Annotated in this window: 1 pseudogene; it reads left to right on the top strand. The window is 43.4% G+C overall.

What is annotated here, in order from left to right:
- Positions 1-221 precede the first annotated feature (221 nt).
- Positions 222-587: pseudogene (locus tag CIK04_RS24585) on the top strand (LacI family DNA-binding transcriptional regulator); the annotation flags it as partial.
- Positions 588-642: the final 55 nt, after the last annotated feature.

The raw sequence follows: 642 nt of genomic DNA, 5'->3' as shown, positions 1-642 counted from the left end.
TGAGAACTTGTAGGGTTCATGCACATCACTTGCGTTGTGCATAACGTGTTTTTGTTATGCGCTCAATATACGCCGCTAAAAAAGTTGATAAAACGTTTTACCAACATATCTGTGATCAAGTTAAACAAGTTTTTCCATGTTCGGCGTAGGGCTTTTAAAATACGGCTAATGAGGTTAAAGTTTGGTGATTAAAACGTTTTCTAATCCATAAAGTGAATCTAATGTCGTTAAAAAAAGTGACCATTACAGAAGTCGCTAAACACGCTGATGTCTCTGTTACCACGGTTTCGATGGTACTCGGGAATAAAGGGCGAATTTCACCTGATACCATCGAAAGGGTGAATGCGGCGGTAGAAGAACTGGGTTATATCCGCAATCGCGCGGCGGCAAACCTTAGATCTCATACCAGCGAAATCATCGGACTGATCTTAAAAGACATCAGTGATCCTTACTATGCTGAAGTCGCTGCAGGACTCAGCGAAGAGATAGAGCAGCAAGGCTACATGCTGTTCCTCGCTCAAAGTGGCGATAGCCAAGAGAAGTTTGAGAAATGTGTACTCACCATGCGCGCCAAGGTCGTGGAGTGGTGATTGKCTTTTTGCCCTAACATAGGCGAGAGTCAGCAATTTAATGTCGAGAATC

It is taken from the genome of Vibrio sp. 03_296 (assembly GCF_002265885.1).
Note: the sequence above shows the minus strand (reverse complement) of the source record. Positions and strands in the feature narration are given on the sequence as shown.